Source organism: Mycoplasmoides gallisepticum (genome assembly GCF_900476085.1).
In the GTDB taxonomy this organism is placed as follows: domain Bacteria; phylum Bacillota_I; class Bacilli_A; order Mycoplasmatales; family Mycoplasmoidaceae; genus Mycoplasmoides; species Mycoplasmoides gallisepticum.
In genome coordinates this window covers 583,995-604,208 of sequence record NZ_LS991952.1, presented here as the reverse complement: position 1 = coordinate 604,208, position 20,214 = coordinate 583,995, and the positions used below count along the sequence as shown (strand labels likewise).

The following is a 20,214-nucleotide window of genomic DNA, read 5'->3' as shown; positions in this document are numbered from 1 at the left end:
ATGGTACATAGATCGTAATTAATTAGAAACAATGAAAAAGAATTTATTAAAAGTGGTTAGCTTTTTAAGTGTTGGCTCGATTTTAGGCTTAATACTGTCTAGTTGTACATCACTGTCAAATTCAGTCGAACAAAAACCGGTTGATCCAATCAATCGACAACCAGAGCTTAACACTGGTGAGCAGACAAAAAGACAACTAAACAATTTAATTGATAGTCAACCTACAACCCTTCAAATGTATGAAGACTACAAGAATATTCGCAACACGTTAAATGCTGCTTATCAAGCTGCTAGAATCATTAGTGATAGTAATAATTCAACACCCGAACAATTAGAAGCAGCGATTGTAACACTTCGTAATGCGATTGGTAAAGCTAGTGCTGATAAAACTGCTTTTAATAACCAACATTCTGAATTAGTGATGGCTTATAATCGTCTAAAAGCACAGATGCAAAGTGCAAGTTTAATCATCTCATCACTAAATGAAGAAAAATACAGTGCGATTAAAACTAACATTACACCGATCTATGATCAAGCAAAGGTAATTATCGCTAACACTTTACAATCATTTGGACAAAACGAAAAAGCTACGATCACTAATATTGAAAATATTACTCAGAGCATTTCAAAATTAGTTAGTGAAAAACAAAACGCTGATGAATATGCTGTTTTCAAGCGTTTTGATGTTAAGAAAGAAAACTTAATCGGGACATTTGCTAAGACTGGTCCTGTTCCAGAAGAGTATAGCTTTGTAGCTTATAGTGCTAATATTAATAATTATTCATATAATTTTGCCACTCCTAAGATTTGAGTTTATCCGCACGAGATTACAAACAGAAGTGAAGGCGCGATCGTTAGTAATTCAAGCGAATTAACCAATGTTGGTTGAATCTATAGTTTAACACCAGCAGCACAAGCTGAATCTAAATACGAATTTAATTTTGAATACTACGGACCATCATCAGTAGCTTATCTATATTTCCCTTATAAATCAATTAACTCACTTAGTAACCGAATTGTTTTTGATTACCTTTTAAACCACCAAGAATCAAGTGATAACAGTTTTAGAGACCACTTAATTATTCCAACTCCAAGTGTTGATAGTATTAGCGTAATTAGATTACCAATTACTAACCTAAGATATGGAATGAATACGATTACACTTAGATCACATAAGAATTTACCATTCCCAGTTGTTGGTAATATGTATCTTTCATCAGCTCCAGATGGTGATACAAATGCTTTAGATAAGATTTATAATGATATCTTTGGTAATATCGTTTCTCCAGATAATCCAAGAGAGATTACAGTAGACGTATTAAAAGCTTATGGTTTAGCAAGTAGTTCAACGATTGTAATGAGACAATTTAATCCAAATGTTAATAATAAACCATTAACATTAGATGGTGTAGCTCAAAATAAACCATACTATTTAATAGGTAATTTAGGTGGAAGTGACCAAAGCGGGGAAGGGGCATCACGAAACGCATTACGTACGTTCAGTCCAAACACTAGAACTTATACGTTCTATGTTAATGCTCCACAAGCTGGTTCTTATAATATCTCAGGAATTTATAATTCATCTGATAGTCGCGAGTTGGAGTTTAAAACAACTTCAGGAACTGGTCAAGCACAATCAACTAGTGTTGTTAAGATTACTAACTTATCATCAGGATCAACTGATGCACAAAACATCCTAAAAACTTTTGATACAGCAAAAACTGAAACAACTACAGTTGAAGATACTAATAGAGTATTAACCTTAACCAAAGGATTAAATAAAATTCTTGTAACTGGATTAAATAGTCAAGCTGCGCCTAATTTAGGTAATATTACTTTCAGATTAGCTTCTTAAGAATCTTCAAAACTTACCAAAAAAAAATAAAACACATCGAATTAATTTCGATGTGTTTTATTTTATCCCTTTAAAACTAAGTTGGTGTAATCAAGAGAGCCTTACTAGGATTTGATTTTAGTTCAATAAAAAACCCAAGCTCGAATCATATTCAAAGCTTGGGTTTATTTTTTTTAAATTACCTATTAAACCATTCCGCTTGTATGAACTTTAGTTTCATACTCAAACCAGGTTTTAAAATTGAAGAAGGTTTTTATCGTCAATAAGCTAACTATTAAGCTAACAACACTAATTAAACCAATACTAATGCCAAGTAAGATGTAATAGATACTATCAGGTAATCCGCCTTGATTAACTGTATCTAATAATGCTCTAGCATTGATTGTGCCTGAAAACGTAAATGCAGTTCAAGCAAACCCAAAGTTACGCATTACTAATAACTTAATGGCAGTTAAGAAGTAAATAAATAATCCCACCATTGAAAAGAAGATAAAACTATAAGTAAGGATATTAAATGCAGTTACTGAAAAGTTAATTAGTAATGCGTGTTGGTGAACTGCTGGGTTAAAGATTTTTAAAAACCCAACTAATAATAAGTTGGGTGGTGATGCCATAATTGACATTGTGCCAATATCTTCTTTGTTGGCAAAACCCTTAAATAATTGTTTATAACCAAATAAAAAATAAGAACCTACGAATAAGAACGAACAGATTAATCATAAGATCTGATAATAAGCTAAATAATATTCATTATTTAGTCCTAAATTCGGATAAAAACTACAACTAATTCCCAAGCCTACTAATGGCATATTTCATGAAGTGTAAACTTCATCTTTTTCAAGATCATGTTTTGCTAAAACAACATTAACAAAATAGATCAGACACAAAACATGACATAGTGTTGAAAAAACAACAATAATGTTGATGACCACACTAAAAGCAAAGTTGGTCTGTAAATAATTGACATTTAAATAACCTAGAAAGTTACCAAATAACCCCAAGGCCATAAAAAAAGGAAAGACTAAACCTGCTTGGTTTGGTGTTCTTAAATAACCAACAAATTGTTTTCTATTGGTTAAATATTTAATAGCAACGATCGTTCCATATAGTAGCGATAATAACATCAACATGAATAGCACTACTAAGGTTGCTGTTTTATAAGTTTCAGGATCAGAACTTACCTGTTTAAAGTGGGTAAGTAGTGCTTCTCAACTAAAACCAAGCCCAATCGTACCCAACGTCAGTCCGCTCAAGGCTAGTGGCACTTGCTCGAACTTTTTACTAATCAGTTTTTTTGACATCTTATGAATCGCGATTTTTATTTAAATTTAATTATCATTATGTCAACTTACGTTTTTTAAATGTTAAAATTTTTAATAAAATATAGATATATTTTAATTTAAATTAAATAACCACACATTGATAATTTAATTTGATAGAAAGATAAATAATGGAAAAAAATACGAAAAAAACTCATTCTTCTTCAAAGAAGATGTTATTAGTTCAAGCCAAGGTTAATAACAAATTAAAAGATTACACTTTTAAAACTGAAGGCGGGGTTGTGCTGTTTGAATTTACTTCACACTATGATGGTGTTAAGTTGTACAACAAACTAGTTGAGATGTTCTGCTCACAAAAAGAAAAAGTTGAAGTAGATCTTGATAGCTTTTTAACAGCAACTAATGCTGATAGTGAAACTGTAGCATTATTAGTTGCTTGTGCAATTGAATATGCTAGTGTCATTCCGTTTACAAGAAAAACTAAACCAGATACTAAACCAAGTTTTATTGTTAAAGTTTCTAAAGAATTTAAAGCTGCTTATGATGCTGCTAAAAACGTGGCTGAAGCTCTTACATTATCAAGAAGATTACAAGATACTCCTTCTGATGTGTTATACCCAGAAACTTTTGTTGATCTATTCAAAGCTGAATTCAAAGACCTTAAGAACGTTAAGCTATCAGTATACAACAAAGAACAGATCAAAAAGATGGGACTAAACCTTTTATACGGAGTAAATAAAGGTTCAGAAAGAGAATGCCGTTTCTTAGTTGTTGAATACTTAAACAACAAATCATCAAAAGAAAAATTTGCTTACGTTGGTAAGGGAATTACTTATGATTCAGGGGGGATGAACTTAAAAACTGGTCCTCACATGAGACATATGAAATATGATATGTCAGGTGCAGCAATCGTTGTATCAACAGTTTTAGCGTTAGCTAAAAACAAAATTAAAACTAATGTTGTGGCACTTGCGCCATTAACTGAAAATTTAATTGGTCCAAAAGCACAACGTCCTGATGATATCGTAGTTGCTTACAACAAGAAAACTGTTGAAATTGATAACACTGATGCAGAAGGTCGTTTAGTGTTAGCTGATGCGATCTCATATGCTGCACTTGATGTTAAAGCAACTAGAATTTTTGACGTAGCAACATTAACTGGATTAATGAGCTACATCCTAGGTAAAACTTACACTGGTGTTTTCTCAACATCTGATAAGTTCTGAAAAGAATTTGAAGACAATGCGTTCTCAGCTGGTGAAGCGGTTTGAAGATTACCAATGCACAACGATTACTTAGAAATGCTGAAAACTCCTTTAGCTGATATTGCTAACTCAACTAATGCGCCATATGCTGGTTCATCAAGAGCGGCAATGTTCTTAAATGAATTTGCTGAAGGTGTTGATCTAATCCACTGTGATATTGCTGGTACTGGATCAGATAAAGCTGGACTTGGTTTATCACCAATGATTCGTGCTTTATACTTACAAGCAAAAAACCAAAAGTAATTAAATTCCTTAAACAAATAAGCTATGTTAAAAGAACACAACGAGCCAACTAATCAACCTGACCTTGAACAGGTAAAACAAAGCCACACCAAATTAATTCAAGAACAAGAACAATTAGATCTTGAAAAAAAAACAGATAAGCACAATGAAGTTTATGAATACCAAAGTAATTCTAAACTTGATAAATTATCCAAATGAACCAAGATTCTAATTATCATCTTTTTAATCTTATTATGTGTTGGAAGTATTGTTGGTGCGGTATTTGCTGTGATGGCTGCGCGAAGTATGGGTCTTCAACAAAGCTAAACCAATTAAGACAAAATCAATCAGCTAGAAGCCGATTGATTTTTTTTTCATTTCAAACTTACTAGTTTGATCAGATATTTTTATATAATTAGTAAGTATTTTATGGAGTATTTTAAAAGCTCGCTATACAAAAAAACCAACCCCCTAATTCTTACGTTGTTTTTATTGTTTTTTGTGGTTGGTTATTATGTTGTTATCTGAGTTTTGTTTGGTGAGTTTAATCTTTTAAAACTGAATTGGTTGTTGGGTGAAGGGGTGATTATTACCCAAGATCAGATGATTAACCAACGTAATTTTAATCCCTTGATCTTGGCTTTTATCTTCCCCCCACTTGGGGTGTATTTCTTATTAATCTTATTAATAAGATATCTGTTCAAACAAACAGCTTATGATCTGATTCCATTAACTTATAGTTTTAGTATTGCCTTAATCACGATCATCTTATCTGGACTATTTAAGTTTGCCAACCAAGGATTAATCATCTTTGGCCGGATCGTGTTGGTGATCGTAGTATTTAGTATCAGTTTTTTTCTTTTGGTTTTTATCATTAATAAACTAATGATTAGATTAGATCTAAAACACGATTATGTTTATCTTAATGATCTACTTGAAGAAAACCAAAATAAGAATAAACGTAGTGAACAGATTAAGCAATTAAAAAAACCAGAAAGTTCAACGATAACAATCTCTGATAAGAATAAATAAGAATATGCAATTTATCGATCGATGTCAAATAAAACTAATTGCTGGTAATGGTGGTGATGGGATCATTGCCTGAAGAAGAGAAGCGCACTATGATAAGGGTGGACCTGCTGGTGGAAGTGGTGGCAAGGGTGGTAATATCATCCTGGTAGCTGATCACAACCAATCAACCTTATTAAGTTTGAAATATTCAAAGATCATCCGTGCAAGTAATGGTGATAATGGTAAGCCAGATCTATCATCAGGTCAAAACGGGATGGATAAGTATGTTAAAGTTCCGATTGGTACCACCGTTTATGATGAACAAACCAATGAAGTAATCGTTGATCTGATCAGAGATAAACAAGAATATATTATCTGTCACGGTGGTAAGGGTGGTCGAGGTAATGCGGCTTTTAAATCATCAACCTTACGCGCACCTAACTTATATGAGTTAGGTGATGAAGGTGAAGAGAAAACCGTTAGGTTAGAACTAAAATATTTAGCCAACGTGGGGATTGTGGGTTATCCCAATGCGGGAAAATCAACGTTGATTTCCAAATTATCGAATGCCAAACCAAAGATTGCTAACTACCAGTTTACAACGTTAGTACCAATCTTGGGGATCGTTGAAAATAATGACAAACGCTTAGTGTTTGCTGATATCCCAGGATTAATTGAAAATGCCAGTGAAGGTTATGGATTAGGTCATGATTTCTTACGTCACGTTGAACGGTGTGAAGTGTTGATTCATTTAATCTCAATGAATCCACTTGACCATGATGATGTGATCGATGCTTATGAAAAGATCATGACTGAACTAAGAAAATATTCCCAACTACTGGTTAATAAGAAGATGTTAGTAGTAGCTAACAAGATGGACGTTGAAGGTGCTAGTGAAAACTTCAATAAACTAAGAAGTTATTTAGCTAAAAAAGGGATTGATATCAGTTCCATTTCAGCGATCAATGGCGATGTCAATAACTTAGTTGATCGGGTTTTTGATCTTTATCAAAAAACCTTATCAACAACAACTGAAACCAATCCGTTTTCGATCCCGATGGTTGCTGAAAAAGTTTATTACTACGATGGTGAAAAAACGATTGATGACGATCCTTTAGATGTAATTAAAGACGGGGAAAACCGTTGGATCGTTTCATCAAAAAAACTAACTTATTGATTTAAGAAGATCCCTCAAACTACATTAGATAATATCACCAGATTAGGACAAAAAATTAAATCATTAGGTGTTGAAGACCAACTAAAAAAGATGGGTGCCAAACCTAATGATGTAATCGTTATCTGTGATTATGAATATTTAATTGATGAATAGTTTTAATTCATACTATAAATCTTAATAAACTTACTTGGTGAGATCGGTGTAATACTAGTAATGATGCCGTTGTTCTGATCAACAATGGCATATGTTCTTTTATGGCGATCAATTAAGAATTTTTTGGGAATCTCAAAATAAGCAAAATTCTTCTTATCAACATAATATGGGATTAGATCTCTTAAGATTTCATTGATCTCATGATCAATGAAAAGTTCACTTTTTTCTTGTAAAACTAAGCGTTGAACTGCTCTAATCCGTGAGTGGTGAGTAAGTTTAAAATTCATTGCCTTGTGCGATCTTAATAATTGCGTTTTGAATAATACTCATCCCCTCGTGGTTTAAGGTGTACCAAGGTAAGATGAGATTAGCGCCCTCTTTTTGTTTTTGCACGTATTTACGATGCATTACTCTGACTTGTGAACGTCATTGGTTTAAGACTTGTTTGATATCTCTAGCACGCTCTAAACAGTCACGTTCGATCCGTCTAGCTAATCGTTCATCTGAAGGGGTATCAATAAATAACTTAAATTTTGATAGATCCAAGATCCTTGAATCATATAAAGATAAGATCCCTTCATATAAGATTACATCAGATGGATCAATCTCAGTAAACTGATCTGATCTAGTGTAGTTTTTATAATCATAGATTGGCATCTTGATTGTTTGGTTATTGCTTAAAGCTAACAGATCATAATAAACTTGATCAAAGTCAAAACTATTGGGATCATCATAGTTCAGCTTTTTTCTAGCTTCAAGATTTAGATCACTAAACGGTTTATAATAATTATCTAAACAAACAGTTGCCACTTTTAGGTTGGTATCACTTTTAATCTTGGCAATAATTGATTGGGTGATTGTTGTTTTACCAGAACCGCTACCACCAGCTATTGCAATGATCATTGGCTGCACGTTTTTCATCTAATAATAAGTATTATTATTATTTATTTTTAATAATACTATAATAATAAAGTTATTTGTATAATTAAGATTTAAAAGTGGCAGTTAAAAAGAAAAAAACGGAAAAACGATCAGTTAAAGTATCTAGTAAAAAAGTAGATAATCAACCTATTGTTAAAGTTAATAACCAATTAACCACTTTAGATGATCGTGATGCAAGACTAAAAGCAAAAACACCCCTAGACTTTAATGTTTATAATAATTCATCAAAACTAAAAGAAGTAATTATTTACCGTCCTGGGATTGAAGTAGAACGTATCATCAAGAAAAATCAGACTACTTTTAGTAGTGCCAAGCACTTAGAACGAATTCAAAGAGAGCATGATATCTTAAGTGCGATCTTACAAAAGAATGATGTTAAGGTGCAATATTTAAACTTAATGTTAGCATCAGCTCTTGATCAGTTAGATGAACAACTAAAAGAAGAGTTTATCCAACGTTTTATTCTTGAAGCTAAGATAACTAGTTTATCTGCATTTAACACCTTATTTAATTACTTTAGAAGCTTTGATAGTAATCTAGAGATGATTAATGCGATGATTGCAGGGGTAAGAAAAAACGAAGTACCTTCATTAATTATTAATCGCTTTAGCGATTTAGTTTTAGATGATAGTGCTTATTATATCCAGCCACTATCTGATTTCTTATTACAAGCTAAATATTTTGGCACGATTGGTAATGGAGTTGTGATTTACCAACACAATGACGATTACTTTAACCGTCACACATTGTTTTATGAATACTTAGTTAAGTTCCACCCGAGATTTAACAATGTTAATCTGTATTTCTCAAGAAACACTGATAAGTGTTATCTATCAAGCGATGATATCTTATTAATTAATCAAGATACATTATTGATTAGTGTATCTGAGCACACTAATATCTTAGGGATCGAAGTTTTTGCACGTAATCTATACAACGATCCTAAGAATAAGATCTTAAGAATTATTGTTTGTGCAAGAAAGAATAGTGATCAATTTATTAGAATGAATCAATTGATCTCATCACTTGATTATGATAAGTTTATCGTTCACCAAAAAGCACTTGGTGAAATGGTCTTTTTTGAATTATTAGATTCAGAACAAAAAGATATTGATGGTTTAAACAAATTAGAGTTCAAAGAGATCGACATTAGTTTTGAATCATTAATCGAATTAATTATTAAAAGAAGACCTAAATTCATTCTTTCGGGTGGTGGCGATGAACTTAATGGGATTAGTGAAGCCAATAATTCAGCACTAGAAGTATTAATGATTAAACCAACTGAAGTTATTGTGTATGATCGTAATAAGATTACCAATCAGTTGTTACTACAACAAGGTTTAGTAGTACATTACTTACCATCAGCTGAATTGGCTCGGACTAATGCTGGTGTAAATAACCTTGTAATCCCGTTAATTCGTGAATAAAACGACAAAATAATATATAATATTAGAGGTATAAAATTACCTTATTTGCGCCGGTAGCTCAGTTGGATAGAGCACATGCCTTCTAAGCCTGTTGTCAGGGGTTCGAATCCCTTTCGGCGCGCCATTAAAATTCATATAATTAAATTAAAACCACAGTTCATATTTATTAATTAATCCTTTCTTTATTTGTGGTTATCGCAGTTGCGATTGTCATCGTAATTGTTGTCATAAAATTTTATATTCTAAATTCGTTTTTTTAATTTTCACGGCTGAGTAATCAGCCGTTTTTTATTCTTATAAAGATTGATCTCTTATGTAGATCAATCTTTTTTTATTGTTTTTACGCTGGATTTTGCATTTTTGTTGGAAATGAAGAGTTGACTATGTTTTGTATAAGAAGTGTAATTCAAGATAATTGCGAGTTCGTATTAGGCTAGAAAACTAGTCCAAAAAATACTCAAACTCATCTAAGATAAAAGTTCTAATAGTTTTCTAACAAATTGGTTTATTGATATTATCGTTTATAAACGTTATAAAAAAATAGATATATTATGAATCTAACTTATGATATCTTCTGGGTAAGTTTATTTAAAGTAAAAAGAGTATTTGTAGTTGCATTTATAATCAACTTTTTTTATTTCAGAAAAGAGAACCATTTTTTGCTTTAAAAAGTAAGTAATGAGTTTTCTTAATTTAACACCAATACATAGGCACAAGCTTATATTTTTTTAAGAATAAATTTGAATTTACGGCTTAAAAAAAGTATGTTTAAAATCCCTAGGATAGATTTATAAAAAATCATATTAAACGGTAAAAATGACTATTTTTTATATTCAACTTTAAAAACAATGAGCGTAATTTTATGACTAGACTAACCTTTAAATTCTATTAAACATTTAAAACGTCCTGATAAAAAGTTGTAGCATTTCTTTTAATTAACAACTATAGAAAAAACAAAGCTATAAATACGACTGATCATCAGCTAATTAATCAGAATTATGAATATTTGAATTTACGGTTAAGCTTTTTTACGATTTAACCTTAACTAGATTGTTTAAAATATTGATTAATTTAACACATAACTATAAGTGTTATTTAATACCATAACAGACTACTAAAAATGATTAATTTTTTAAAAATATTTAAAATATACGGTAAATTTAATATAAAAAGCTAAAAATTATAAAAACCATAATTCTGTATATTAGTCGAATATATGTTTACATTATTCGTTGTTTAATAAACGAAATGCTGATGATTTAAACAGTCCTTGATAGGAACTATTTGATATACGTTCTAATCTATATTCATTAACTGCCCAAGAAAGGTCGCTGTTAATCACGAGCAAAATATAAGATGTTTTTATGATGCAAGTAGTTAACGAAGTTTAAATCCCTTAACGATTTGGATTAATTTAATAAAATAAAGATAAATAAAACTGTACTAACTTCTGTAAACCAGTTGTTACTGTTGTTTTGTTTGCAATTTTTTTTATAAAAAATTAAAATATACTAATGTTTTATAACATTATAAGAATCAATTAAGGAAATATTATAAATATGGCACAAAAACGTGGTACCAGATTAGGTTGCAATGACTGTAATGAAATTAATTACATTACTAGAAAGAATGCAAAGAAAAACCCAGAAAAACTAAGTCTAAACAAATATTGTTCTAGATGCCGCGGAACTACAGTTCACAAAGAGGTGAAACGTAAATAATGTTAACCGCAGACTTTCAATTTAAGCATGACATTATTAAAAAAGCATTAAAGCAACACAAAGCTGATGCTATCTTATTCACATCTGATCAAAACCGTTTATGATTTACAGAGTTTAAATCTTCAGCTGGTTTTTTATTAGTTACTAACACGAAATCAGTTTTAGTAATCGATTCTCGTTACTACTTAGCTGCAAGCAAAGAAATCAAGCACACTGAAGTAGTGTTATTAGCAGCTAATGTACTTAGTGATGTTGCTAAGAAATTAAAGATTAAACACTTACTGATTGAAGGCGATTATCTAACATATCAATACCAATCAATATTAGATCGTATTAGTGAAAAACAAACACCGATTGAGACCCAAAGTCTAAGAGCGATTAAAACTCCTTCTGAAATTAAGAAACTTAAAAAAGTTATTGATATTACCAAAGAAGTTGGTAATAAATTAACTAGTATGATGAAGGTTGATATGACCGAGATTCAATTAGCTAAATTAGTAACTTTTGCTTTAATTGATGCTGGAGGTGAAAAAAACTCATTTGATCCGATCGTTGCATCTGGACCAAATGGAGCTAAACCACACCACCATCCAACTAATCGTAAGTTTAAAGATGGTGACTTTGTAACAGTTGACTTTGGAACAATTTATCAAGGTTTTTGTTCAGATATTACAAGAACTTGAGTACTAAATAAACCAAAAAACCAAAGATTAATTAATGCTTATAAGTTAGTTGATAAATCTAACCAAGCAGGTATTAAAGCAGCTAAAGCTGATATGACTGGACAAGAAGTTGATGCAGTTTGTCGTAAGATCATTGATGAAACTGAATTCAAGGGTCTTTTTGTTCACTCAACTGGTCACGGTGTGGGAATTGATATTCACGAAAAGCCAAATGTAGCAACCTCTTATACTGATAAATTAGGAGTTGATTCAATAGTTACGATTGAACCAGGTATCTATATTCCTAATGTTGGTGGAATCAGAATCGAAGATATGATTCAAGTCAAAGCAGATAAATCAATTTGGCTATCTAAAGATATTAAAAGAATGAAACTTTAATTAAGATGTTTAAATTCCAACACGAAGATATTGATAGTAAGATTAGTGAGCTAAAAAAAGAATTAGAAAAAAATAGAAAACCTTCAAAGTTACTAACTGTTCTTAAAGTTGATCTATGAAGGTTTATCAGTGCTGCTATCTTTAGTTTAAGCTTATTAATCCTATCTTTATTAATATTTATTGGAGTAGTTTATCCCAAACAGTTTGTTTCAAATAGCCAAAACATGATTGGCTTATTTTGAATTTATCAACCTAATAATGATCCATTAATTGGCACATTCATGCGTACGAGTGCTTCATTGCAATTAACATCATATGGGATTAGTGTATTATCTTTATTTCTAATCAATATGGTGAGTGTGCTATTTTATTATGGTTATAGTTTCAAAGATCAAAATTACCTAAATTTAGATAAAAAAGCACGTACGATCTTTAATTACAAGGCTTTTGGTTATAGCTTTTTTATCCTAGTTAGTGGGATCATCTTTATTCTTGGGTTAGTGGTAACTGACTTTACCCAGTTTCCAGATAGTTCTAGACCAATTGCTATTAATCAATCATTTGGTTATGCTTTTAAGATTACTAAAGAATTATCACCAAATCTTTATCAATTAGGAATCGATCTATTTGGTTATTTATTAATTGTTTTGTTCTTCATTTTTAATCTTGCTAGTATCTACAGTTTTTTCAAACTTAACACTAAACTAACTGATCATCTATTTAAGAAGAAACAACCTAAGCATTAATGCGATTATTAGTTAATAACAAGAAGGCTAAATACAACTACGAATTACTTGATAAGTACGAAGCTGGCATCAGCTTAAGTGGTAATGAAGTTAAATCATTAGCACTACACCATGGTAAGCTTGATGATAGTTATGTAATTATCCGTAAGAACGAAGCATATCTCCTTAATTTATTAATTCCCAAATATAAGTTTGACACCTCTAAGGTGTTAAATGAAACCAGAACAAGAAAATTACTTTTACATAAAAGCGAGATCTTAAAGATCGATCTGATTAAAAAACAACATTCACTTGTGATCATTCCTTATCAGATCTATTTTGTTAATAACAAAATCAAGGTCAGTATCTATCTTGCTAGACCTAAAAAGCGCTACGACAAAAGACAAACGATCAAAGAACGCGAAATCAATAAAAAGATAAGAAAGTATTAAATCAAATATGAATAAAAATAATAAAATCGATTTTCAAAAATACTTAAAGAAAAACTTAAGTTATCAAAAAAAACGCGAATACTTACTAACAAGAAATGCACTAGTAGCTAATGATATTAATCTAATGGCAGCTAATGTTTTTAACCCTGATAAAAATCTTACTGAGTTTTTAGTTGATGCTCACAAACCAACATTAACTATTACCAACCAAGATATGAGTGGTCGTTGTTGGATCTTTGCTGGATTAAACCCACTAAGAAGACAAACAGCTGAAAAACTAAAAGTATCTAATTTTGTCTTTTCACAAACCTATATGGATTTTTGGGACAAATATGAGCGTGCTAATGTTTTCTTAAACAAAATGATTGAAAAAGCTGATGTTGAGCTTGATGATCGTGATCTGAAAGCTGAATTACAATCAGCTGGTCAAGATGGTGGTTGGTATGGTTTTTTTGAAAATCTAGTAAACAAATATGGTTTAGTTCCCCAAGAAGTAATGCCTGATAGTTTCTCTGGGCACAACACTTTTATTCTTAATGAACTACTTCAAGTTGTTTTAATTAAAGCAACTAAAGAGATTCGTGCTCATAAAAAAGCAAGCCAAAAACAAAAAGAAGTTGTTGATGCAACCCTTAAAAAAGTACTAGAGATGCTAGTTTTAGCATATGGTCCTGTTCCATCAAAATTTGATTGACAATATGTAGCTGATGCTAAAAAAGATGAAGAAAATAAAGAGTTGGCTAATAAAGAAGAGAAATCAACTAAGACTAAGACTGAAGTAAAAACCCCAGCTCAACAAGAAGAAGAAAAAGCTAAACAAGAATTAAAAGAGATTAAAACCGAGTTTAGTTTTATCAAGCAAATTACTCCGCTTGAATTCTTTAAACAATACGTTAATTACCAAGAATATGATTTCTTAGATCTATGAACGATTGGTAATACTATTGATTACAAAATTAACCAAAGATATAGCTTAAAAGATTCAAATAATCTTTTTGAAGCTAGTGATTTTAATTTCTTAAATGTTGATCGTAATATTCTTAAATTCTTTGCTTTAGCTAATTTAGTAGCTAAACAAACGATGTGATTTGCTTGTGATGTTAATCACTACCGTAACAATAAAACCGGGGGATTTGATAATCAAAAATTTGATTATCAAAGTCTATTTAATATCGACTTTAGTGTTGATCGAAATAAACAAGTAAGATCGCACTTTATCTCATCTAACCATGCTATGACTTTATCTGGGGTTGATTTTGACGAAGCTAAGAGTTTACTAAAACAAAAAGAGTTAGTTAAAAAATATAAGAACCTAAAAAAATTTGATCAGTACCAATTTGTTTTAGATCTAAGTCAAACCTTTGTTTTCAAGAAATGAAAGATTGAAAACTCATGGGGTGAAAAAGTTGGTAATAAAGGATTTTATTACATGAACGATCAATGATTTAATGATTATTTAATTGATATCGTGATCTCAACTAAAGCAGCTGATGATTTCTTTAAGAACCCAAAATTTATCGATCCAGATTTAATTGGTTTAGTTAAACAATTAAAAACCAAAGAGATTTTAAAAGCTGGTTTAGATACTAAACCGATCTTAATTGATGGTTATGACCCATTAGGTGCTAACAACAAAGGAGTTAAATAATGGCAAAATTAGAATTAAAAGACTCACTAAAACAACTAAACAACCTATCACGTTCAAAATTTAATAAACAACTAACAAATATCTTAAACACCGTTGGTGTTAAGAGTGTATCATATAACGGTTATAACTTTAGTAAGAACTCATTATCATTTAATCTTGATCTAAGTGCTCAACCAATTACCAACCAGTTCCAAACGGGAAGATGTTGGATCTTTGCTGGACTTAATCTATTAAGATATCATCTAGCTAAAGAGTTAAATATTGATGATCTAGAGTTATCACAAAGTTATCTAGCATTCTGAGATAAGTTTGAAAAAGCTAATTACTTTTTAGAAACAGTTACTGAATTAAGAGATAAGAAAGTAAATGATCGAACCTTATCATTTATCCTTAAGAATGGCGTAGCTGATGGTGGGCAGTGAACGATGTTAACCAACTTAATTAAGAAGTATGGTTTAGTGCCTAAATCTATAATGCCTGATACTGCAAATAGCGCATCAACAAACCAACTTAACTACTTGATTAACTTGAAGTTAAATCAAGCAGCAAGTAAGATTCTTGATAATAAGGATAAACCAGTAGCTGAACTAAATAAGATTAAAACCAAAGCTTTGGATGAAGTGTTTTATCTACTAAGTTCAATCTATGGAGAGTTACCAACTAAATTTGATTTTAGCTACACTAAAGTAATTAAAAAAGACAGTGCTGATAGATCTGAATCACACTTTAATTACTTACCTAAGAAAGTGGTTGAAACTAATTTCACACCATTAACTTTTTATCAAAAATACTTTAAGCAGTTAGTTGAAAAACAAGGGTTTGTTTCAGTTATTAATGCTCCAGCAAATAACAAACCATTTAACCAAACTTTCAGTGTTAAATATTTAAACAACGTCATTGAATCAGATGAGATCTTACACTACAATCTAGAACAAGGATTATTTAGTTATCTAACGATTAAACAACTAGTTAACCAACAACCAGTATGGTTTGGTTGTGAAGTTAAAAATATCTACTTAAACGAAGCTAAAACGTTCTGGGATGATCAATCATTTGATTATCAAACCCTATTTAATATTGATCTATCATTATCTAAGAACGATCAATTAGATTATTGATTGTCATCAATCAACCATGCGATGTTAATTACTGGGGTTGATTTAGATTTAGAGAAATTTAATCAGATCGATCAAGAGTTTAATCAGTTAGTTAAAGCTAATAAGACTAAACAAGCTTACCAATATTTAGTTGAACATATGGATCAATTAACTATTCATAAATGAAAGATTGAAAACTCTTGGGGACAAGATCTTGGTCATGCTGGGTATTTTGTGATCTCAGATTCTTATTTCAAGAGATACACATATCAAGTAGCAATCAACCGACAGTTATTTAACCAACTAGTTGAACAATTAAAACTAACCAAAGAATTCGATAAACCAGTAAGATTATTAGAACCATGAGATCCAATTGGAACCCTAGCCAAATAATCGACGAGATTAACAACAGTATTAAGAATAAAAAACAACCAATGATCTTGATCTTGGTTGGGTTTATTATTGGGATGATCGTTTTTGGCATTGGGATCTATCTTAGCTTATCTAATCCTGATTCAAATAATATTAATCGTTCTTTAAAAACAAACGATATGAACACCAGAGTAGAAAACTCAATTCAATCAACAGCTTCAAGGTTGTTTTTGATCGCTTTTATCATCATTTTTGGGTTTGTGATGATTGGGTTTTTCATACACATCAAAGAACGAAATAATTTTCAAGATCTGGCTTATAAAACAAATTTATTCTTGAAAAAACATAATTATTTTTTTAAAATAACTAAATACCAGATCAAACAACTAATTATTGCCAAAGCTTTAATTAAAGAAATTCAAGAAAGTAGTATCAATCAAGATGTTAAATAAATTAGCTGAAAAACTAAAAATGACTAAAAAAGAGTTAAAAGAACGGCTTAACGTTTCAGATGATGTCAGCGAATCACAACTACTATTAGCACTTGGTTTTGATAAGATAGCTGCTTATAATGATCTTTTAAACTACACTAAAAACCTGGTTGGATCTGAACAGATCGACTTAAACAACCTTAATGCCAATAGCTTTGATGGGATCTTTGAAAAGATCCAAGAAGATATTGTCAACGACCCCAGAGCATCAGATGATGTGAGAAAGATGGCTGAGTTTATGGAAAAATTACAAAGTATGTATGGGGATGCGATCTTCAATCACGATTATGGTGCTGAATCAGATGATGAGAAAGAAGATAAGCCAATCTCAGCTCCCAAAGATAAGAAGAACTTATCTTAAGAGCTCTTAAACAATAAAAAATATTAAGCCCAAACAAGGCTTAATATTTTTTATCTTGATTTAATTTTACTTCTTTTTTCTTGCTAACAACTGATCAGGTCTACGGTTATTTAAGAATAAGTTTAGTTCGTTTTTTTGTAAGTTGATAATTCTTGAGGTGAAATAATCAATTTCATCACGGTCTCAACGGTGTAAGCGTTTAAACTTACTGATCACTTTTTTTAGATCGTTGTTTCAACTTTCATCAATTAAGCGATCGATCTTTTTTATTAGATTTCTTTTGTGCTTTCTTTCAGTAGCTCAGTTGTACTCGATTTGTAAGATCACACTATTCAAATCAACCCGAACAAGTTTGGAGATCATATTACTTTTTAAATTAATATAAATCCTGGGTTTGCTGATTAGTAAATCTTTAGATTTATTAAAGACCATAGTTGGGATTAATAAGTTAATTATTAGTTGTTTCTAAATTTAAATATTAAATTTTAGACCTAAAATTTAACTAGATCATTCTAAACTTAGCAATAACTTAATAACTTTCTTGATTTATTATAAAGGATATTTGCTATTTTTTTTAAATAAATCTTATATAATACCAAGTTTTAGTTATAGCTAATATCTACTAGATGAGATTTGAATATGATTTAGCAACCTTTAAGTGGTTTAAACTTATGATATGTTACAAATTAAATATATTTAACCACTAAGAAAATAAAAGTAATGAAATACAATCTATTAGCTAATAATTATAAGATGCCCAGCATTGGTTTTGGCACTTACAAATTAGAGGATGGTAAACAAACTGTTGAAGCAGTTAAAACTGCTTTAGAAGTTGGTTATCGTCATCTTGATTGTGCTGAGATCTATGAAAACCAACTATCAGTTAGTCAAGGAATTAAGTTATCAGGTGTTAATCGCAAAGAGATCTTTATCACCTCAAAGATCTGAAACGATGATAAGGGTTATGAATCAACCAAAAAAGCCTTTCATAAGATCTTAAAAGATCTTGACCTTGAATATTTAGATCTCTTATTAATCCATTGACCGATCGGTAAGGGTTTTAAAGATAATTGGCAAGAAGTTAATGCCCAAACTTGAAAAGCGATGGAAGAGTTTTATCTCGAAGGTAAAATTAAAGCAATTGGGTTAAGTAACTTTTTAGTTCACCATATTGAAGCACTTAAAAAAAGTGCTAAGATCTTACCAATGGTGAACCAATTAGAGTTCCACCCTGGGTATTTACAACCTGAGATCGTTGAATATTGCCAAAAGAACAATATCGTTGTTCAAGCATGATCACCGTTTTCCCAATCAAAAGTTCTAGAAAATAAAACCCTAGTTCAGTTAGCTAAAAAATACGAAGTTACCGTAGCACAATTGATCCTTAATTGGATCATCCAAAAAGATATCGTTCCGTTACCTAAATCCAAAACTCCAGAACGGATTAGATCTAACTTTGATGTTTTTAACTTCGGGATTAACCAAGCTGATCTTAAAGTAATTGATCAATTAAACGATTGTGGTGGGTTAGGTTTACACCCTGATCAAGTTGATTTTTAATTGAGCAAACTTTATTAGTTATACAGCAAGCAATATTTAGATAAAAAAATATATAAGCTATATATTTAATTTAAATTATTATTTTGATAATTATTTGAGGTGAATAATTAATATGGATATGAAAAAGAAACACGCCATTTGATCAAATTGTTTTACAGAAACAGGTGATGGTGTTTATTTAAAAAGTGAAACCGTTAAATTAAATAACAATCGTTATGAAAGTTTAGATTTAACGTGAGATAAAATTGAAGGTGCTAAAAGCTATGCTGTCGTAATGGTTGATTACGAAGCATCTCGTGTAATTGGGCAATCATTCATTCATTGAGTTGTGGCTAATGTAAAAGAAAATAAATTAGCTTATGCAGCTAATATTAATAATAAGAGTATCGTTCAAGGATTAAATTCAACAGCACAAGGACAAACTGAAAGTTCTAAAGGTGTAATTATTGAGTGTGTTCCAGGGGCGTTTAAAAACACTGCTGAAGCTGCTAGTGATTACTTACCACCTCTACCACCAGATGACACTCACCTATACACATTAAGAGTGTACGGATTAGATGTTGATCATGTAGATCTACCTAAACACTTTAGTTTAACAGATCTTAACCAAAAGATCATCCGCCACACTGTAGGTGAACATGAACTACACTTCTGGTACAAACCAAATTAAGAGAGACGGGGTATAAGAATAATGAAAAAATATTCAATTGGTAATAATAGCAAGATCTGATCAAAGATGGTTGGAGCAGATGGTTATCTAGCTTTACATGGTGGTGGTCATAAGAATGAAAACCAAACACCATTCCCTTCTTTCTCATTAGATCTATCATGAGAAAAGATCCCTAATGCGAAAAGTTATGCAGTGATCGTTGAAGACTTTGATGCAGCTGCAGTAATTGGTTTTAGTTTCATTCACTGGATCGCAGTTAATATTAAAACTAACCACATTGCTGAAAACCAATCATATCTTGACCACAATAAGTGATTAGAATCTAAGCAATCAGCATACGGTGAAAACTTATTATGACAAGGTCACAACTCAAGTGTTAATAAGACTTTGGTAGCTAACAACAAAACTAATAAAGATCTAGGGGGAATCTTACCTGAAGGGTTCACTTCAACATCACTTGAAAATTCATTAATGTACTTTGGTTGTTATCCACCAAACGCTGACCACACATACACCGTAGTTGTTTATGGTTTAGATGTTGATGCTAGTGAATTAACTTACCACAAGAACCACCGAACGCAAAAATACCACTTAAACAAGCCGTATTATGTAGGTGATTTCATGCAAGCAATTCACAAACACGTTGTTGGTAAGCACACCTTACACTTCAAATACAAGAAAGTTGGTTAATTAATTTATCCTTCTTTGGTTTCAAATTTCTAAT

At 31.0% G+C, this 20,214-nt stretch carries 21 protein-coding genes and 1 tRNA gene; 18 read left to right on the top strand and 4 right to left on the bottom strand.

Features of this window, described 5'->3' with window-relative positions; genetic code table 4:
• The first annotated feature begins 31 nt into the window (after window positions 1-31).
• On the top strand, window positions 32-1,855 hold the full coding sequence (locus D2833_RS02550) for an FIVAR domain-containing protein (RefSeq protein WP_027333212.1): 1,824 nt from the start codon (window positions 32-34) through the stop codon (window positions 1,853-1,855).
• A gap of 185 nt (window positions 1,856-2,040) precedes the next feature.
• Here D2833_RS02550 and D2833_RS02545 read toward each other — a convergent pair whose 3' ends face one another.
• Window positions 2,041-3,156 (bottom strand): SLAC1 family transporter, encoded by a 1,116-nt coding sequence (locus D2833_RS02545; RefSeq protein ID WP_011113703.1) that lies wholly within the window; start codon window positions 3,154-3,156, stop codon window positions 2,041-2,043.
• Window positions 3,157-3,305: 149 nt separating this feature from the next.
• Between D2833_RS02545 and D2833_RS02540 the strand changes: the two genes are divergently transcribed.
• The 4 genes from D2833_RS02540 to obgE all read left to right on the top strand — a co-directional run bounded on the left by D2833_RS02540 (window position 3,306) and on the right by obgE (window position 6,963).
• On the top strand, window positions 3,306-4,643 hold the full coding sequence (locus tag D2833_RS02540; RefSeq protein ID WP_011113702.1) for a leucyl aminopeptidase: 1,338 nt from the start codon (window positions 3,306-3,308) through the stop codon (window positions 4,641-4,643).
• Between the two features lie 24 nt (window positions 4,644-4,667).
• Complete coding sequence (locus D2833_RS02535) at window positions 4,668-4,949, top strand: hypothetical protein (RefSeq protein WP_011113701.1); 282 nt, start codon at window positions 4,668-4,670, stop codon at window positions 4,947-4,949.
• A gap of 102 nt (window positions 4,950-5,051) precedes the next feature.
• Window positions 5,052-5,654: an MPN565 family protein gene (locus tag D2833_RS02530; RefSeq protein WP_011113700.1), complete on the top strand. Its 603-nt coding sequence runs from the start codon at window positions 5,052-5,054 to the stop codon at window positions 5,652-5,654.
• Window positions 5,655-5,658: 4 nt separating this feature from the next.
• A complete protein-coding gene (gene obgE, locus D2833_RS02525) occupies window positions 5,659-6,963 on the top strand; it encodes a GTPase ObgE (protein WP_011113699.1) in 1,305 nt (434 codons plus the stop codon).
• Window positions 6,964-6,965: 2 nt separating this feature from the next.
• Here obgE and D2833_RS02520 read toward each other — a convergent pair whose 3' ends face one another.
• Window positions 6,966-7,250: a hypothetical protein gene (locus tag D2833_RS02520; RefSeq protein ID WP_011113698.1), complete on the bottom strand. Its 285-nt coding sequence runs from the start codon at window positions 7,248-7,250 to the stop codon at window positions 6,966-6,968.
• Entirely contained in the window at window positions 7,240-7,884 is a 645-nt protein-coding gene (udk, locus tag D2833_RS02515; RefSeq protein ID WP_011113697.1) for a uridine kinase, read from the bottom strand. Before udk ends, D2833_RS02520 begins: the two co-directional genes overlap by 11 nt.
• A 77-nt stretch (window positions 7,885-7,961) precedes the next feature.
• Between udk and D2833_RS02510 the strand changes: the two genes are divergently transcribed.
• The 10 genes from D2833_RS02510 (at window position 7,962) to D2833_RS02465 (ending at window position 17,260) form a co-directional block, all read left to right on the top strand.
• Complete coding sequence (locus tag D2833_RS02510) at window positions 7,962-9,332, top strand: arginine deiminase family protein (protein WP_011113696.1); 1,371 nt, start codon at window positions 7,962-7,964, stop codon at window positions 9,330-9,332.
• 47 nt (window positions 9,333-9,379) lie between these two features.
• Window positions 9,380-9,456, top strand: a tRNA-Arg gene (locus D2833_RS02505).
• A gap of 1,435 nt (window positions 9,457-10,891) precedes the next feature.
• The gene (rpmG, locus tag D2833_RS02500) at window positions 10,892-11,053 is read left to right on the top strand and encodes a 50S ribosomal protein L33 (RefSeq protein ID WP_011113695.1); all 162 of its coding nucleotides are present in this window, start codon (window positions 10,892-10,894) and stop codon (window positions 11,051-11,053) included.
• Entirely contained in the window at window positions 11,053-12,114 is a 1,062-nt protein-coding gene (locus D2833_RS02495) for an aminopeptidase P family protein (protein ID WP_011113694.1), read from the top strand. Before rpmG ends, D2833_RS02495 begins: the two co-directional genes overlap by 1 nt.
• Before the next feature lie 5 nt (window positions 12,115-12,119).
• On the top strand, window positions 12,120-12,860 hold the full coding sequence (locus D2833_RS02490) for a hypothetical protein (RefSeq protein WP_117274049.1): 741 nt from the start codon (window positions 12,120-12,122) through the stop codon (window positions 12,858-12,860).
• Window positions 12,860-13,291 (top strand): SsrA-binding protein, encoded by a 432-nt coding sequence (gene smpB, locus D2833_RS02485; RefSeq protein ID WP_011113692.1) that lies wholly within the window; start codon window positions 12,860-12,862, stop codon window positions 13,289-13,291. The genes D2833_RS02490 and smpB overlap by 1 nt, the downstream gene beginning before the upstream one ends.
• Before the next feature lie 7 nt (window positions 13,292-13,298).
• Window positions 13,299-14,939: a C1 family peptidase gene (locus D2833_RS02480; RefSeq protein ID WP_117274046.1), complete on the top strand. Its 1,641-nt coding sequence runs from the start codon at window positions 13,299-13,301 to the stop codon at window positions 14,937-14,939.
• On the top strand, window positions 14,939-16,429 hold the full coding sequence (locus tag D2833_RS02475; RefSeq protein ID WP_011113690.1) for a C1 family peptidase: 1,491 nt from the start codon (window positions 14,939-14,941) through the stop codon (window positions 16,427-16,429). The genes D2833_RS02480 and D2833_RS02475 overlap by 1 nt, the downstream gene beginning before the upstream one ends.
• Complete coding sequence (locus D2833_RS02470; protein ID WP_011113689.1) at window positions 16,399-16,860, top strand: hypothetical protein; 462 nt, start codon at window positions 16,399-16,401, stop codon at window positions 16,858-16,860. The genes D2833_RS02475 and D2833_RS02470 overlap by 31 nt, the downstream gene beginning before the upstream one ends.
• Window positions 16,850-17,260: a hypothetical protein gene (locus D2833_RS02465; protein WP_011113688.1), complete on the top strand. Its 411-nt coding sequence runs from the start codon at window positions 16,850-16,852 to the stop codon at window positions 17,258-17,260. Before D2833_RS02470 ends, D2833_RS02465 begins: the two co-directional genes overlap by 11 nt.
• Before the next feature lie 66 nt (window positions 17,261-17,326).
• Here D2833_RS02465 and D2833_RS02460 read toward each other — a convergent pair whose 3' ends face one another.
• Window positions 17,327-17,692 (bottom strand): hypothetical protein, encoded by a 366-nt coding sequence (locus D2833_RS02460; protein WP_011113687.1) that lies wholly within the window; start codon window positions 17,690-17,692, stop codon window positions 17,327-17,329.
• A gap of 288 nt (window positions 17,693-17,980) precedes the next feature.
• On the opposite strand from D2833_RS02460, the gene D2833_RS02455 reads away from it, so the two are divergent.
• The 3 genes from D2833_RS02455 (at window position 17,981) to D2833_RS02445 (ending at window position 20,180) form a co-directional block, all read left to right on the top strand.
• Window positions 17,981-18,820, top strand: a complete 840-nt coding sequence (locus tag D2833_RS02455) for an aldo/keto reductase (RefSeq protein WP_011113686.1) — start codon at window positions 17,981-17,983, stop codon at window positions 18,818-18,820.
• Window positions 18,821-18,914: 94 nt separating this feature from the next.
• A complete protein-coding gene (locus D2833_RS02450) occupies window positions 18,915-19,490 on the top strand; it encodes a YbhB/YbcL family Raf kinase inhibitor-like protein (RefSeq protein WP_011113685.1) in 576 nt (191 codons plus the stop codon).
• 21 nt (window positions 19,491-19,511) lie between these two features.
• Window positions 19,512-20,180, top strand: a complete 669-nt coding sequence (locus tag D2833_RS02445) for a YbhB/YbcL family Raf kinase inhibitor-like protein (RefSeq protein ID WP_011113684.1) — start codon at window positions 19,512-19,514, stop codon at window positions 20,178-20,180.
• The last annotated feature ends 34 nt before the right edge of the window (window positions 20,181-20,214 follow it).